Source organism: Sphingopyxis sp. Root154 (assembly GCF_001427105.1).
Taxonomy (GTDB): domain Bacteria; phylum Pseudomonadota; class Alphaproteobacteria; order Sphingomonadales; family Sphingomonadaceae; genus Sphingopyxis.
Genome location: NZ_LMGI01000001.1, coordinates 1,043,563 through 1,056,587 on the forward strand (window position 1 = coordinate 1,043,563; position 13,025 = coordinate 1,056,587).

The 13,025-nt window shown below is 65.9% G+C and carries 13 protein-coding genes; 2 read left to right on the plus strand and 11 right to left on the minus strand.

Features of this window, described 5'->3' with window-relative positions:
• Nucleotides 1-60: 60 nt before the first annotated feature.
• Entirely contained in the window at nucleotides 61-1,011 is a 951-nt protein-coding gene (locus ASD73_RS04650) for a YncE family protein (protein WP_056368741.1), read from the plus strand.
• On the opposite strand, the gene ASD73_RS04655 is transcribed toward ASD73_RS04650, so the two are convergent.
• From ASD73_RS04655 to argH, 5 genes are read right to left on the minus strand one after another with little or no spacing between them, the layout of a single operon-like run.
• Nucleotides 1,008-2,183, minus strand: coding sequence for an aminotransferase (locus ASD73_RS04655; RefSeq protein WP_056368739.1), 1,176 nt, complete (start codon nucleotides 2,181-2,183; stop codon nucleotides 1,008-1,010). The genes ASD73_RS04650 and ASD73_RS04655 overlap by 4 nt on opposite strands.
• Nucleotides 2,180-2,950 carry a precorrin-2 dehydrogenase/sirohydrochlorin ferrochelatase family protein gene (locus ASD73_RS04660; RefSeq protein WP_056368737.1) on the minus strand — a complete coding sequence of 257 codons (771 nt, stop codon included), beginning with the start codon at nucleotides 2,948-2,950 and terminating at the stop codon, nucleotides 2,180-2,182. The genes ASD73_RS04655 and ASD73_RS04660 overlap by 4 nt, the downstream gene beginning before the upstream one ends.
• 1 nt (nucleotide 2,951) lies before the next feature.
• Nucleotides 2,952-4,217, minus strand: a complete 1,266-nt coding sequence (lysA, locus tag ASD73_RS04665; protein ID WP_056368735.1) for a diaminopimelate decarboxylase — start codon at nucleotides 4,215-4,217, stop codon at nucleotides 2,952-2,954.
• A 17-nt stretch (nucleotides 4,218-4,234) separates the two neighbouring features.
• On the minus strand, nucleotides 4,235-4,486 hold the full coding sequence (locus tag ASD73_RS04670) for a hypothetical protein (RefSeq protein WP_056368731.1): 252 nt from the start codon (nucleotides 4,484-4,486) through the stop codon (nucleotides 4,235-4,237).
• Nucleotides 4,486-5,862 (minus strand): argininosuccinate lyase, encoded by a 1,377-nt coding sequence (gene argH, locus ASD73_RS04675; RefSeq protein ID WP_056370288.1) that lies wholly within the window; start codon nucleotides 5,860-5,862, stop codon nucleotides 4,486-4,488. The genes ASD73_RS04670 and argH overlap by 1 nt, the downstream gene beginning before the upstream one ends.
• On the opposite strand from argH, the gene ASD73_RS23415 reads away from it, so the two are divergent.
• Nucleotides 5,861-6,484 (plus strand): TlpA family protein disulfide reductase, encoded by a 624-nt coding sequence (locus ASD73_RS23415; RefSeq protein ID WP_056368729.1) that lies wholly within the window; start codon nucleotides 5,861-5,863, stop codon nucleotides 6,482-6,484. The two genes, argH and ASD73_RS23415, sit on opposite strands and share 2 nt — an antisense overlap.
• 207 nt (nucleotides 6,485-6,691) lie before the next feature.
• Here ASD73_RS23415 and ASD73_RS04685 read toward each other — a convergent pair whose 3' ends face one another.
• The 6 genes from ASD73_RS04685 to ASD73_RS04710 all read right to left on the minus strand — a co-directional run bounded on the left by ASD73_RS04685 (nucleotide 6,692) and on the right by ASD73_RS04710 (nucleotide 13,005).
• The gene (locus tag ASD73_RS04685) at nucleotides 6,692-7,030 is read right to left on the minus strand and encodes a hypothetical protein (RefSeq protein WP_056368727.1); all 339 of its coding nucleotides are present in this window, start codon (nucleotides 7,028-7,030) and stop codon (nucleotides 6,692-6,694) included.
• A 113-nt stretch (nucleotides 7,031-7,143) separates the two neighbouring features.
• Nucleotides 7,144-8,145: an NAD(P)H-dependent glycerol-3-phosphate dehydrogenase gene (locus ASD73_RS04690; RefSeq protein ID WP_056368725.1), complete on the minus strand. Its 1,002-nt coding sequence runs from the start codon at nucleotides 8,143-8,145 to the stop codon at nucleotides 7,144-7,146.
• 38 nt (nucleotides 8,146-8,183) lie between these two features.
• The gene (locus ASD73_RS04695; protein WP_056368723.1) at nucleotides 8,184-9,116 is read right to left on the minus strand and encodes an alpha/beta fold hydrolase; all 933 of its coding nucleotides are present in this window, start codon (nucleotides 9,114-9,116) and stop codon (nucleotides 8,184-8,186) included.
• Entirely contained in the window at nucleotides 9,113-9,973 is an 861-nt protein-coding gene (locus ASD73_RS04700) for an alpha/beta hydrolase (RefSeq protein ID WP_056368722.1), read from the minus strand. Before ASD73_RS04700 ends, ASD73_RS04695 begins: the two co-directional genes overlap by 4 nt.
• 2 nt (nucleotides 9,974-9,975) lie before the next feature.
• Entirely contained in the window at nucleotides 9,976-11,424 is a 1,449-nt protein-coding gene (locus tag ASD73_RS04705; protein WP_056368719.1) for a DUF3336 domain-containing protein, read from the minus strand.
• Nucleotides 11,425-11,448: 24 nt separating this feature from the next.
• Complete coding sequence (locus tag ASD73_RS04710; RefSeq protein WP_056368718.1) at nucleotides 11,449-13,005, minus strand: wax ester/triacylglycerol synthase family O-acyltransferase; 1,557 nt, start codon at nucleotides 13,003-13,005, stop codon at nucleotides 11,449-11,451.
• Nucleotides 13,006-13,025: the final 20 nt, after the last annotated feature.

Sequence of the window (13,025 nt, forward strand, 5' to 3'; positions counted from 1 at the left end):
GCGGGGTTGCCGGAGCCGCCGCCGGGGATAGGGTGCCCCGTCGCAACCGGGAGATCTGTCATGCACCGCACTATTGCCGCCGCCTTCTGCGCCCTCTTGCTCGCAGCGCCCGCCGCGGCGGAGACGCTTCTCGTCGGCAACAAGGGCGAAGATACGCTGAGCCTCATCGCGCTGGCATCGGGCGAGGAACTGGCGCGACTGCCGACGGGCAAGATGCCGCACGAGATCGCGATTTCGCCCGACGGCAAGCAGGCGGCGGTCGTCGCCTACGGCAGCACGACGATCGACGTATTCGATGTGGCAAGCCGGACCAAGGTGAGGACGATCGACCTCAGCCCCAACCAGCGGCCGCACGGGCTGCTGTGGCTGTCCGACGGGCGGCTGGTCGCGACGACCGAGGGCAGCGAGTCGGTCGCGGTGGTCGCGCCCGATGGCAAGATGACGTCGATTTCGACCGGGCAGAAGGGCACGCATATGATCGTCGTCGCGCCCGACAACCGCACCGCCTATACCGCGAATATCGCGGCGGGGACGGTGAGTGTGCTCGACCTCAAGACCGCGAAGAAGCTGCGCGATCTTGCCGCCGGCGGCAAGCCCGAGGGGCTGGCGCTGACGAAGCGCGGACGCGAATTGTGGGTCGGCGACCTCGACGCGCCGCGGGTGTCGATCTGGGATACGCAGACCGGCAAGAAGATCGCCGAGCAGCCGGTCGATCCGGTCGCGATCCGCGTGCTCGCCAGCCCCGACGGCAAGCTGGTCGCGACGAGCAATATTGCGAGCGGCACGATCAGCCTGTTCGATGCCGAAACGCGCGCGCCGGTGCGGACGATCAAGGTGTCGGGCGAGCAGGCCAAGGGGCAGGTCACGTTGCTGTTCAGCGCCGATTCGAAGCGGCTTTATGCGGCGGAGACGGGGCACGACAAGGTCGCGGAAATCGACGTCGCGAGCGGCGAAGTGCTGCGCCGGATCGCCGCGGGGAAGAATGGCGACGGGCTGGCGATCGCGCCCTAGGCTTTTTCGGCACGCAGCCTCTCGCGAAAGGCCGCGAGGCGCCGGACCGCCTCGTCGAGTATCGCGCCGTTCTTGGCGAAGCAGAGGCGTAGGATGTGGCGCGGGCCATCGCCTTCGAAGAGTGCCGAGACGGGGATCGAGGCAATCCCCGCTTCGCGCACGGCGCGTTCGCTGAATTCGCGGTCGGACAGCGCGATCCCCGATGCAGCGAGGTCGATGCACAGGAACCATGTTGCGGCGTTCGGCAGGACGGTGAAGCCCCGGGCGCCCAGCGCGTCACCGAGGCGTTGGCGCGATGCAGCCCAGCCTTCGCGCTGCTCCGCGAACCATGCGTCGGGGCGGTCGAGCCCTTCCGCCACCGCCCATTGCAGCGCGGGCGGCGTCGTGAAGGTGAGGAACTGGTGCGCGCGGCCGAGCGCGGTTGCCATTTCGGGCGCGGCGCATAGCCAGCCGGTCTTCCACCCCGTCAGGCCGAAGATTTTGCCCGCCGAGCCGATCTTCACCGCGCGTTCGGCCATGCCCCGGAAGGACATCAGCGAACGGTGCGGCACTCCGTCGAAGCGGACATCCTCCCAGACCTCGTCGCAGATTGCGACGAGGTCGTGGCGCACGCAGGCGTCGGCGATCATCGCAAGTTCGGCTTCGCTGGCAACGGTGCCGGCGGGATTGAGCGGATCGTTGAGCATCAGCACGCGCGTGCGCGGCGTGATCGCCGCCGCGAGCCCATCGGCGTCGTAGCGCCAGTCGGGCGGGGTTAGCGCGACCGAAACCGGAATGCCACCGGCCCGGCGGACCATCGGCGCGTAACTGTCATATGCGGGCTGGAACAGGATCACCTCGTCGCCCGGTCCGACGAACGCGAGGATGGCTGCGGCAAGCGCTTCGGTCGCGCCCGAGGTCACGATTACCTGCTCGGACAACAGCGTGAGCCCCTGCCGCCGGGCATAGAAGCGACAGATCGCATCGCGCAGCTCGGGCAATCCGAACGCCGGTGGATATTGGTTCGACTTTTCGGCGAGCGCGCGCGACGCGGCGGCGATCATGTCCGGGTGCGGCGGCTCGTCGGGGAAGCCTTGGCCGAGGTTGATCGCGTCATGCGCCCGCGCGAGCCCCGACATATGCTCGAAAATCGTCGGTTCCATCGCGGCATAAAGCGGGTGGACCGGGCTCATGGCTGCGAAAGCCAGATCGACAGGCCCGGCGGCGGATCGGCGGGCGGCGCATCGGCGATGTGGCGCACCGCATCGGCGCGGGCGCGGTCGAGGATGGTGGCGGGGATGTTCGTGGAGTGGAAGATGTGGTCGGCCTCGCCGAGCAGGCGTGCGGCGCGCAGGGTGAGGTTGTCGGGGTCAATGCTGGCGAGGTGGATGGTTTCGAGGCGCGAAGGCTGGATCAACGCATCGCTTGCCAGCCAGCTTTCGACCTTGTCGGCCGCATCGGGGTCGAGCGGGTCGAGGGCACCGCCGCTTGCGAGTGCGGCATCGATTGCGCGGCGGCGGTCGTCGGCGGTGGGCCAGCGGGTTTTCATCGCAGCGCGCGCGGCGTGGAGCGCCGCGGCGAGCGCGCCAAGGCGGGCCGGGAGCAAGGCTTCGACGCGCTGCCGGACGGCTTTTGCAAGGCCGGCCGACGCGCCGCCCGTCCCGATCGCGATCGTCATCGGCGCGCGGTCGACGATCGCCGGGGTGGTGAAATCGCAAAGAGCGGGGCGGTCGACGACATTGACGAGAAGCCCGCACGCGCGAAGCGCCTGCGCAGCGGCGCGTGCCTCGTCTTCATCGTCCAACGCGACGAAAGCGATCGTCGCGCCGTCTTCCCACGCCGGGACGATCCGCCCGCCCGCGCGGACGATCAGCCGTGCCTTGGCATCGGCAGCCTCCCCATCCCCGACCAGTACGACCGTACGGCCGCTGAGGTTCAGGAAGATGGGAAGCTGCTCCATGTCAGTCGATCCAGTCGGGCACGCGCTCGGCGGCCATGATCGTGCCCGCCGTGATCCGGTCGGCAACGATGGCATAGCGGTCGCCGTCGACGAGCACCTCGGGAACAAGGCTGCGGCTGTTGTAGGTCGACGCCATCGTCGCACCATAAGCCCCCGCACTGCAGAAGACCGCGAGATCACCCGCCTCGACCTTGTCGATCAGCCGGTCGCGTGCAAAGGTGTCGCCGGTTTCGCAGACCGGTCCAACGATCGACGCGGTCATCGTCTCACCCGACGGCCTTACAGCGACGAAATCATGCCAGGCGTCATAGAGCGCGGGCCTGGCAAGGTCGTTCATTGCCGCATCGACGATGACGAAGGGATGCGTTGCGCCGGGTTTCACCCACAATGTCTCGGTCAGCAAAACCCCCGAATTGCCCGCGATCACGCGGCCGGGCTCGAACATCAGCGTAACGTCCCAATCGCGCGTTACGCGCGCGACCATCGCGCCATAGTCGGCGGGCGACGGCGGAATGATATTGTCGCCCGCCCGATATGGCACGCCAAGCCCGCCGCCGAGGTCGACATGGGTGATGCTGTGCCCCGCGGCGCGCAGGTCAGCGACGAGTTCGCCCACGCGCTTGAACGCCGCCTCGAACGGGGCGAGGCTGGTCAGCTGGCTGCCGATATGGACCGCGATGCCGCGCAAGTTGAGCCCCGGCAGCGCCGACAACCGGGCGAAGATTTCGGGCGCGACGTCGATCCCGACGCCGAACTTGTTATCGGCCTTGCCGGTCGAGATTTTGGCATGGGTGCCCGCGTCGACGTCGGGATTGACGCGCAGCACCGCGGGCGCGGTCATTTCCTTGGAGAGCGCGATCTCGGCAAGCGCGATACCCTCGGGCTCATGCTCGATATTGAACTGGCCGATGCCGCGGTCGAGCCCCTGAGCGAGTTCGGCACGCGTCTTGCCGACGCCCGAAAAGACGATGTCCTCGGCCGCCATGCCCGCCGCCAGCGCGCGTTCGAGTTCGCCGCCCGATACGACGTCGGCGCCATAGCCCTGCCGCGCGAGAACGCGCAGCACGCCAAGGTTGGGGTTGCTCTTGATCGCAAAGGCGAGGTGCTTCCTGGGAACATCCTTCAGCCCGTCGCGAAACGCCTGCGCGTGGCGTTCGAGCGTCGCGCGCGAATAGACATAGACGGGGGTGCCGATTTCTTCGGCAATGCGTGGCAGCGGAATGTCTTCGGCGTGCATCACGCCGTCACGAATTTCAAAATGATTCATTGGTAAAGTCCTGAGGCTCAGCCCGGAGGCGGCAAGTCAAAATCGTCGGGTTCGCGTTGTTCGGACCGTTTGAGAAGTTCGTCGCTGCGCGCGGGCCGGGCCTGCGCGTCAGGCGTCGTAAGCTCCTCCGTAGTCGGGGCGCGGGTGGCGCCGACGGGAATAACCGGCGCAGGCTGGCCTGCCACGGGCTTCAGATCTTCCTTGCTGCCGCACGCGCCGAGCAGCGCGATTGCAGCCATGCCAACAGTGATGAGGCGCTTGGTCGCCATCAAATCGTTCCTTCGAGCGCCGCACGGGCCGCGGCGATGGCCTGCCTTACCCGTTCGGGCGCCGTCCCGCCATAGCTCAAGCGGCTGGCGACCGACGCCTCGACGGTCAACGCCGCCAGCACGTCGGGCGTGACCGCGGCATGGATCGCCGCGGCGTCGGTTGCGGGCAGCGCCGACAGTTCGACGCCCAATTCCTCGGCGCGCTTCACGCACGAGCCGACGACATGATGCGCCTCGCGGAACGGCAGCCCCGCCTCGCGCACCAGCCAGTCGGCCAGATCGGTCGCGGTCGAATAGCCCGATGCGGCCAGCGCGCGCATGCGGTCGGTGCGGAAGATCAGCGTTTCGACCATGCCCGTCATCGCGGCGAGCGACAGCGCGAGCGCGTCGAAGGCGCCGAAGACGGTTTCCTTGTCGTCCTGCAGATCCTTCGAATAGGTCAGCGGCAGCCCCTTCACGATCACCGCGAGCCGCTGGAAGGCGCCGAGCAGCAGACCCGCGCGACCGCGCACCAGTTCGGCGGCGTCGGGATTGCGCTTTTGCGGCATGATCGAACTGCCCGTCGACCAGGCGTCGGGCAGGCTGATAAAACCGAAGGGCTGGCTGGCCCAGATCACGATCTCTTCGGCAAGGCGCGACAGGTGGATCGCGGCGATCGACGCCGACGCGCAGAATTCGAGCGCGAAGTCGCGGTCTGACACGGCGTCGATGCTGTTCGCCATCGGGCGCTCGAAGCCGAGCGCCGCGGCGGTCGCATGGCGGTCCACCGGGAAGCCGGTGCCCGCGAGCGCGGCGGCACCGAGCGGCGATTCGTTGAGGCGGCGGCGCGCATCGATGAAGCGCGAACGGTCGCGGCCGAACATCTCGACATAGGCGAGCAGGTGATGACCGAGCGTTACCGGCTGCGCGACCTGCAGATGCGTGAAGCCGGGCATGATGCTGTCCGCATGTTCGTCGGCGCGCGCGAGCAGCGCGGTCTGGATCGCCTGCAATCCCGCATCGATGCGCTCGCACGCGGTGCGCGTCCAGAGGCGGAAATCGGTAGCGACCTGATCGTTGCGCGAGCGCGCGGTGTGGAGTCGTCCGGCTGCTTCGCCGACAAGGTCCTTCAGCCGCGATTCGACGGTCATGTGGATGTCTTCGAGCGCAAGGTCGACTGGGACGCCATTCGCGGCAAATTCGTCGGCGATCTGCGCAAGCCCGCGGTCGATCACCACCGCATCGTCGGTGCCGATGATGCCCGCGGCGCCGAGCATCGCGGCGTGCGCGCGGCTTGCGGCGATATCTTCTTCCCACAGACGCTTGTCGACCGGGATCGATGCGTTAATCTCTTGCATGATCGCCGCGGGTCCGCCACCGAAGCGGCCGCCCCACATGCTGTTGCTGTCCGGAGTATTCGCCATCCGCCGCGTCCCAAATCCGTCCCTTGCGATCCTCGCCGTGCTTCTGGCCGGATCAATCGCCGGCTGCGATAGGGAAAAGCAGCCGGACGGGCAAGCGGGGCAAGGCCAAGCAAATGTTTCGGCGGGCCAAGCGAAGGGGCTCGGGAAGTTCGAGCACATTGTCGATCGCAGTCACAAGGGCGAGCCAGCACCCGCGGTCGGCTTTCGTGGACCTGACGACGCCCCTGTGACGCTGGCGTCGTTTCGTGGGCGTCCGCTGCTCGTCAACCTGTGGGCGACCTGGTGCGCGCCATGCGTCGCCGAAATGCCGACGCTCGATGCGCTCGCGGCGAAAAGCGCCGAACGGATGACCGTAATTGCCGTCGCGGAGGATTTGCAAGGCGCCGAAATTGTCGACCCGTGGTTCCAGAAGGCGGGGTTGAAAGCGTTACAACCCTATATCGATCCGCAGAATGGTTTGCTCGACGCGGCGAACAGCGCGTTGCCGACGAGTATCTATTATGACGCCGAGGGGCGCGAAATCTGGCGGATTGTGGGCGCGATCGACTGGCAGGGTGCGGAAGCGAAGGCGCTGCTGGCCGAGGCTGGTACTTAGTCCTCCTCCCCAGGCGGGAGGGGTTAGGGGCGGGGCAAGCGTAGCGAGCGTGCGCCCTAGATCATGCCCACCCCCGCTGCGACTAACCCGCAAGCTGGTAAGTCTCGCTGCCCTTCCCACTTGCGGGAGGGGCGATGCAAAGAAAGGGCGGGTGCCCCATGACACCCGCCCTTCCCTGCGACCCAGAGCAAGGCTCCGGGGAGAGGCTTAGCCGCCGACCGTCACGCGGCCGGTGCGATAACCCTTCTTGCGCATTTCCTTCACATAATCCTTGTCGGCGTCGACCACCTCGGTCTCCCATTCATCCCACGCGTCCCAGCGGTCTTCGCGGTCGGTCGAATGGCGAAGGTCGCTGGTCAGCTCCTTCTCCGCCTCGAGAATATCGGCTTTGTAATTATACCATTGCTGGTTGACGACGCCCGCGATGGGGCTGGTGCGGATGTGCGGCGCTTCGAATCCCGGCGGCTGCGAGCCATAGGGAACGGCCGCGACCGCGGCGGTGGCGGGGAGAGCCATGAGAATTGCGAGGTTGGTCCATTTTTTCATCGTCCATCTCCTGATTGCCCGCCCTTTGCGGGGCGGTCAGGGGAGTCAACGAAGCGCGCGGCCGTTTTCTTCCCGGCTGGACGGAGATTCAGCACGCTTGGCGGCGTAATCGTTCAGCCGGGGTGCGCTTCGTCGCCCACCGCCGAGCGGAGCAGCCCGCGAAACACGTCCTGCGCGCTGCGTTTGCCCTGTGTCACATCATACACATCGCGCGCAATCGGCATGTCGAGGCCATAGCGTTCGGCAAGCGCGATGACGGTCGGGGCGCTCTTCACCCCTTCGGCGACCATGTTCATGCCCGCGATGATCTCGTCGATCGGGCGCCCCTTGCCGAGTTCGACCCCGACATGGCGGTTGCGCGACAAGGGGCTGGTGCAGGTGGCGATGAGGTCGCCCATGCCGGTGAGGCCCGCGAAGGTTTCCGCGCGGCCGCCCATCGCAACCCCGAGGCGGGTAATCTCGGAAAGCCCGCGCGTCATCAGCGCCGAGCGGGTGTTGTCGCCAGCGCCGAGCCCGTCGCCCATGCCGACAGCGATCGCGATGATATTCTTGAGCACTCCGCCGAGCTCGCAACCGAGCAGGTCGGTGTTCGTGTAGACGCGGAACAGCCCCGAGTGGAACACCGGCTGCAGCGCGCGGACGACGATCTCGTCCTCCATCGACAGCACGCTTGCCGCCGCCTGCCCGGTCATGATCTCGCGCGCGAGGTTGGGGCCGGTGAGCACGCCGACGGGATGGCCGGGCAGCACCTCTTCGATCAGCTCGGTCATGCGTTTGCCCGATGACAGTTCGAGCCCCTTGGTCAGGCTGATCACCGGCACCCATGGACGGAGATGGTTTTTCGCCTCCTCAAGTACCGCACGGAAGCTGTGCGACGGCACGCCCATGACCAGGACATCGGAGCCCGCTACGACTTTGGCGAGGTCGTTCGTCGCGCGCAGTGCCGGCGGCAGCTTGATCCCCGGCAGATATTTGTGGTTCTCGTTATCGGCATTGATGCCGTCGACGGTTTCGGCGTCGCGTGCCCACAGCGTGATCGGCGCGTTGCGCGATACCACCGAGGCGACCGTCGTCCCCCAGCTGCCCCCGCCGAGCAGCCCCACCTTCAACCGCATCCCACTCTCCCTATTTTCGGGAGAGACTGACGCGCATTTCAATGCTTGGCAAGAAAGCCCTTCATCACCGCGGCGGTCGCCTTCGGATCCTCGATCATCGGGACATGGCCGACATGTTCGAAGATATGGCTCTCGCTTCCCGCGATGCCCGCTTCGAGCACGGGCACGCAGCTGACGTCGAGCAGCTTATCGTGACGCCCCCAGATGATCAGCGTCGGCACCTTCACCTCGCCGAGGCGGCCGTTCAGCGGGTGGTCGCGCCCCTCGGTCGCGATCACCCAGAAGATCTTGTCGAGTTGATCGCGATATTTGAGGCCGTCGGCGTAGAGCACGGGTTTCAGCCGTGCGGGAATAAACGGCGGCTTGTGCACGACCATCGCCACCAGCCGGTCGGCATCGTCCAGATTGGCGAGGATAAGCGGATTATAATCCTCGTTTGCCGCGAGTCTCTGAAGCTCGCTTTCATTCGCGCCGTTGACGCCTGCATTGTCGAGCAAGGTCAGGCTGGCGAGCGCGTCGGGATAATCGATCGCATAGCGCAGCGCGATCCAGCCGCCCATGCTGTTGCCCGCGACATGCGGACGCTGGAGGCCGAGGGTATCGGCAAAGACCTTCAACCGCGCGGTTTGCGCCTGCAGGTCATAGGCGAGGTCGGGATTGCGCTCATTTTCGCCGAACCCCGGAAGGTCGGGCGCGATGATATGATAATCGCGTGTCAGATAGGGCGCGATCATCGACCAATTATCCTTGTCGCCCGCAAAGCCGTGGACGAGCATCAGCAACGGCTTCGACGGATCGCCGCCCTCCAGATAGGGCCAGGTGCGGCCATCGACGACGACGCTCTTTTGCACCATGCCGCCGCGGCGGCGGAGCAATGCGCGGCCGATTGCGACGAGGCGGCCCGGGAAGACGAAATACATCAGCGCGAGCGCGATCAGCGGCGCGAAGATCAGGACGAGCAGGAGTCTCATGCGGCGGGCGCGCCTTTCACATGGGCGTCGAACCAGCCAATGAGATCGTCGAGGACGGCGTCGCGTTCGGGCTCGTTATAGATTTCGTGGAACAGGCCGGGGTAGATTTCGAGGCGTTTGTCCTTGGACGCGACATTGGCGAACAGATAGCGCGATCCGGCCGGCGCGGTCAGCCGGTCGGCTTCGCCGTGCTGGATCAGGATCGGCAGATGGATCTTGGGTGCGTCGGCTTGTGCAACCGCCATCGCGTCCATGAATTCCTTGCCGAGCCGCGCGCCGATCTTGCCACCATAGACGAGCGGATCGGCCTGATAGGCGGCAACAACTTGCGGATCGCGGCTGACGCCATTTGAATCGAGCGACAGCACGCCAAAGCGCGGGAAGAAGCACGACAGAAAGCGGCTGATCCACACAGTGAAGCGCGACGGCGGTTCGGCGGGCAGAATCGCCGGGCCGGAAAGCGCCGCCGCGACAAAGGCATTCTGGCGCTGGACGAGAAACAGGGTCGCGATCAGCCCGCCCATGCTATGCCCGAGCAGCAGGCGCGGGGTATCGGCATGGTTGATTTCGACGAGCGTCAGAAGCTCACTCATCCCGTCGAGAAAGGCCGAAAAGCGCGGAACGAAACCGCCCTCGCCGTCCGAATTGCCATGCCCCCAATGGTCGACCGCATAGACGGCATAGCCCACGTCGGTCAGCCGTTTCGCAACATATTCGTAACGCCCGGCGTGCTCGGCATAGCCGTGCGCAAGCAAGATGATCGCGCGCGGGCGGCCGTCGGGCAGCCAGTGGGTGACGTGGAGTTTTGCCCCCGCGCCGGCGGAACCGGCAGGCAGGATCACCGCACCCGCCGCCATGTTCAGCGAACCGCCTTCTTCAGCGCCGCGCTGCGGTGGCCGGGGCCGTCGTCGCCAGCCTTGTCGATCTTCGCCAAAATCGCTTCGAGCGCGCGGCTGATCGCGGTCTGGGTACGGACCATTTCGACCTTCGGCCATGCGGTGCGTTCGCCGGTGTCGATCAGCTCGTCGATATCCTCCTGCGCGAGATCGCTCAAAATCTTCGCCGGCGACCAGAATTTGGGCGGGCGGATGATGTTGATGTCGCCGGTATATTCCTGATTGATCACCGACCGCGCCATATTGGCGAGGCTGTTGAGCGGTGGGACCCATTCGAGCGGTTTCTGGAAGATCACCATGTTCGCGTTGAGCCACGCCTTGAAGGTCGCCATCGACGCGTGTTGAATGGCCTCGATCGGCGCCATCTGCTTGCGCGTGTCGGTCGCAAAGGGCAGCGCGATCGGGTTCGCCTGGCTGACGATATGGTGGTTGACGCCATAGAGGCGTTCGAGCCGCTTGGTCGGGATATCGTGCGTCACCGATCCGTCGACCCAGCGCCGGTCGGGCTGGTACGGGATGCGCTCGCCCCGGTCGTCGCGCGCCATCAGCATCACCGGCGGGAAGACGCCGGGCACGGCGCACGACGCGAGCACCGCTTCGCGGATCAGCACGTTGGGCGCGGTAATCGCGTTGAGCAGGCGGCCGTTCTGATGCTTTTCGGCCGGCGCGACCGAGACGTTGAGGTGGCGGCCGCTGACCTCATAGGCTTCCTGAAAGGTCAGGTCGGGGATCAGGTCGGCAAGGCGTTCGCGCACCTCGTCGGGCGCGAGGCGCCTTTGTTCGGGGTCGCGGTCGGGATTGGCGAGGCGGTTGCTTTCGAGGAAGGCGCCGATGTCGGCGTTCTTGCGCGTACAGACGATTGCGGCGACGATCGAGCCGCCGCTCGCGCCCGACATGATCGCGGGCAGCACGCCTTCTTCCCACAAAGCCTTCACCACGCCGATGTGGAAGAAGAGGAAGCTGCCCGAACCCGAAAGCAGCAGCGCCGAGCGGCCGTAGCAATGCTGCGCGCGGCGGAAGAAGTCGCGCTTTTCCTCGCGGGTGATGCTGCGCGACGCGCCGATCTTGCCCAATGAGGCGACGACCTCGGCGACATAATCCTCGACCAGCTTTTTCGTGCCGAAGCGCGCCTTTTGATAGAGGCGCTCGTGCCCCATGCCGTCGATATTGCCGTGAATGCCTTCGTTGAGGACGAAGAGCAGCCCCTTGACGTCACCCGCCGCCGACAGCTTGCGCAGCTTTTCGAGCCGCGCGCGGATCGCCTTGTAATCGAAATGCTTGCTTTCGTCGGCGTCGCGCCACGCCTGCAGCCCCGATTTCCGGTCATGTTCGCGCGCAGCGTTGCTCCATGCGGCATAATCGGGCGCGGTCACCAGATCGCGGTCGGCGCTGAGCGTCGGGGTGAAAAGCATTCGGTAATCCTGCGAGAGCATGGTCTATTTTTTACGAGTCTTGCCGGTTGCGTTCGCTTTAGCAACCGGTTTCACCCTGTCCTTCGCAGCAGGTTTTGGAGCGGCTTTCGGTTTCGGCTTGGGCTTGGCCGCGGGTTTCGGCGTTGCCGTAGCGGCTTTGGGCTTTTCGTCCTTCGGCACCGCGGCCATCAGGTCGGCAAAACTTTCGTCGATACATTCGCGGAAAAAGGCGATGTCGGGCATCACCGCGCGTTCGGAGATAAGCGAAAAGGCGATGCGGCCGTTGTAGCTGGGGGTCGCGACGAACAGTCCCATATTGTTCGCGAGCGGCGCCATGCCGTGCTGCTGCACGAGCTGCGCGCCCGCGAGGTAGAGCGGCACCTGCGCGCCGGGGACGTTCGAGATGAAGAGGTTCGTCCCGCGCACCGCGAAGCGTTCGCTGGTCACGAGCCGCGCCACCGCCGCCATCGTTGCGCCCGGAATATGCTGTGACAGGTCGGTCATGATGCGTGCGCTGACTCCCGCCTTCGCCTCCTTCGCCTCGGCCGTATAGTCGCGAACCGCCGCGAGCCGTTCGAGCGGATCGGCGATGTCGGTGCGGATCGGCACGCTCATCGCCGACACCTGATTGCCCGGTTTCGATGCCTTGCCGCCCTTCCCGCGCAAGTTGATCGGCGCGACCGCGACGAGGCTGTCCTTCGGCAATTCCTTGTGCTTCGCGAGATATTTCCTGAGCGCCCCGCCAACGGTGGTGAGCACGACGTCGTTGACCGTCGCGCCGGGCACCTTCTTGCGGATCTCGGCGACATCGGCGAGCGCCACCGTCGTCGCGTCGAACATCTTGTGCGGGCCGACGGGCACGTTGAAGCGCGTTTCGGGGACGCCCGCGGTCATGCCACCCTCGGCTATCGACTTGCGCGCCGACGAGATGATCGCAGGCGACATCTTTATCAGCGCGTTCATGAACTTGACCGGCGACTGCATCGACGCCGACCAGGCGCGCGAGAGCGTTTCGGTGCTCGACGGCGCCTTGCCCAGCTCCTCGACCGGCGGCGGCTCGGCAATCGCGGGCGTGCCCTTCGCATCGATGTCGCTCATCGCGATAAAGGCATGCGCGCCCGAGGCACCATCGACTGCGGCATGGTGGACGCGGTGGAGCATCGCGAAGCTGCCCTTCGGAATGCCCGGAATCCGGTCGAGCCCTTCGATGATGTAAATGTCCCAGAGCGGGCGGTTCATATCCATCGGCTTCGAGAACCAGCGCGCGACCGCGATGCAGAATTGCCGCCAGTCGCCCGGCTCGGGCAGCCGCGCGTGGCTCATATGCGCTTCGATGTCGAAATGCTCGTCCTCGACCCAATAGGGATGGTCCATGTCGAACGGCAGGCGGTGGAGCCGGCGCTTGAACAAGGGCGAGGTGTGAACGCGGCTTTCGACGTGGCGGATAATATCCTTGAAGCGCACGAAGCCGCCGGGCGCAGTCGAGGGGTCGTAGATATAGACCCCCATGATGTGCGTCAGATTGTTCGCGGTCTGCGTGTAGAGGAACTGGGCGTCCTGCGCGCTGAGCTGTTTTAGCATGTCGGGTTCCTTCTACCGTG

What these genes read in the sequence shown, in the direction of transcription:
- ASD73_RS04650 (WP_056368741.1), top strand. Translation starts at nt 61, where the DNA reads ATGCACCGCACTATTGCCGCCGCCTTCTGCGCCCTCTTGCTCGCAGCG.
- ASD73_RS04655 (WP_056368739.1), bottom strand. Translation starts at nt 2,183, where the DNA reads ATGAGCCCGGTCCACCCGCTTTATGCCGCGATGGAACCGACGATTTTC.
- ASD73_RS04660 (WP_056368737.1), bottom strand. Translation starts at nt 2,950, where the DNA reads ATGGAGCAGCTTCCCATCTTCCTGAACCTCAGCGGCCGTACGGTCGTA.
- lysA (WP_056368735.1), bottom strand. Translation starts at nt 4,217, where the DNA reads ATGAATCATTTTGAAATTCGTGACGGCGTGATGCACGCCGAAGACATT.
- ASD73_RS04670 (WP_056368731.1), bottom strand. Translation starts at nt 4,486, where the DNA reads ATGGCGACCAAGCGCCTCATCACTGTTGGCATGGCTGCAATCGCGCTG.
- ASD73_RS23415 (WP_056368729.1), top strand. Translation starts at nt 5,861, where the DNA reads ATGCTGTTGCTGTCCGGAGTATTCGCCATCCGCCGCGTCCCAAATCCG.
- argH (WP_056370288.1), bottom strand. Translation starts at nt 5,862, where the DNA reads ATGTGGGGCGGCCGCTTCGGTGGCGGACCCGCGGCGATCATGCAAGAG.
- ASD73_RS04685 (WP_056368727.1), bottom strand. Translation starts at nt 7,030, where the DNA reads ATGAAAAAATGGACCAACCTCGCAATTCTCATGGCTCTCCCCGCCACC.
- ASD73_RS04690 (WP_056368725.1), bottom strand. Translation starts at nt 8,145, where the DNA reads ATGCGGTTGAAGGTGGGGCTGCTCGGCGGGGGCAGCTGGGGGACGACG.
- ASD73_RS04695 (WP_056368723.1), bottom strand. Translation starts at nt 9,116, where the DNA reads ATGAGACTCCTGCTCGTCCTGATCTTCGCGCCGCTGATCGCGCTCGCG.
- ASD73_RS04700 (WP_056368722.1), bottom strand. Translation starts at nt 9,973, where the DNA reads ATGGCGGCGGGTGCGGTGATCCTGCCTGCCGGTTCCGCCGGCGCGGGG.
- ASD73_RS04705 (WP_056368719.1), bottom strand. Translation starts at nt 11,424, where the DNA reads ATGCTTTTCACCCCGACGCTCAGCGCCGACCGCGATCTGGTGACCGCG.
- ASD73_RS04710 (WP_056368718.1), bottom strand. Translation starts at nt 13,005, where the DNA reads ATGCTAAAACAGCTCAGCGCGCAGGACGCCCAGTTCCTCTACACGCAG.